The organism is Kitasatospora sp. NPDC005856 (assembly GCF_040629945.1).
In the GTDB taxonomy this organism is placed as follows: domain Bacteria; phylum Actinomycetota; class Actinomycetes; order Streptomycetales; family Streptomycetaceae; genus Kitasatospora.
Map to the genome: position 1 here is coordinate 1 of NZ_JBEXWT010000243.1, position 1148 is coordinate 1148.

Genomic DNA, 1148 nt, shown 5'->3' on the forward strand with positions numbered 1-1148 from the left:
CCGTCGGTGCAGGTCGGGGCGGGTTACGGCAGGTTGCGGGCCATCACGATCCGCTGGACCTGGTTGGTGCCCTCGTAGATCTGCGTGATCTTCGCGTCCCGCATCATCCGCTCCACCGGGTAGTCCCGCGTGTACCCGTAACCACCCAGCAACTGCACCGCGTCCGTGGTCACCTCCATCGCCACGTCCGAGGCGTAGCACTTGGCCGCCGCGCCGAAGAACGTCAGGTCCGCGTCCCCGCGCTGCGACTTGGCCGCCGCGACGTACGTCATCTGCCGCGCCGCCTCCAGCTTCATCGCCATGTCCGCCAGCATGAACTGGACGCCCTGGAACTCCGCGATCGCCTTCCCGAACTGCCGGCGCTCCCGCACGTAACCCTTGGCGTAGTCCAGCGCGCCCTGCGCGATGCCCACGGCCTGCGCGGCGATGGTCACCCGGGTGTGGTCCAGCGTCCGCATCGCCGTCGCGAAACCCGTGCCCTCCTCGCCGATCATCCGGTCCGCCGGGATCCGCACGTTGTCGAAGTACACCTCACGCGTCGGCGAGCCCTTGATGCCCAGCTTCTTCTCCGGAGCACCGAACGACACCCCCTCGTCGCCCTTCTCCACCACGAACGCCGAGATGCCCTTCGAGCGCTTCTCCGGATCCGTGACGGCCATCACCGTGTAGAACTCCGACACCCCCGCGTTGGTGATCCAGCGCTTCACCCCGTTCAGCACCCAGAAGTCCCCGTCCCGCACCGCCCGGGTCTTCATCCCCGCCGCGTCCGAGCCCGCCTCCGGCTCCGACAGGCAGTACGAGAACATCCCCTCACCACGCGCCAGAGCCCCCAGGTACTTCGCCTTCAGCTCCCGCGAACCCGACAGCTGCACCGGCAGCGACCCCAGCTTGTTCACCGCCGGGATCAACGAGGACGACGCACACACCCGCGCCACCTCCTCGATCACGATCACCGTCGCCAGCGCGTCCGCCCCCGCACCCCCGAACTCCTCCGGCACGTGCACCGCGTGCAGGTCACTGCCCCGCAACGCCTCCAGCGCCTCCTGCGGGAACCGCCCCTGCTCGTCCACCTCCGCCGCGAACGGAGCGATCTTCGCCTCGGCCAGCGAACGCACCGCCTCACGGAGCATCCCGTGCTCCTCGGAGAT

General features: G+C 69.1%; 1 protein-coding gene. It reads right to left on the reverse strand.

Annotation, left to right across the window (positions count from 1 at the left end; all coding sequences use genetic code 11):
• Positions 1–23 precede the first annotated feature (23 nt).
• Positions 24–1148, reverse strand: a 1125-nt coding sequence (locus ABZ449_RS42220) for an acyl-CoA dehydrogenase family protein (RefSeq protein ID WP_360357503.1), incomplete at its 5' end; no start/stop codon positions are given.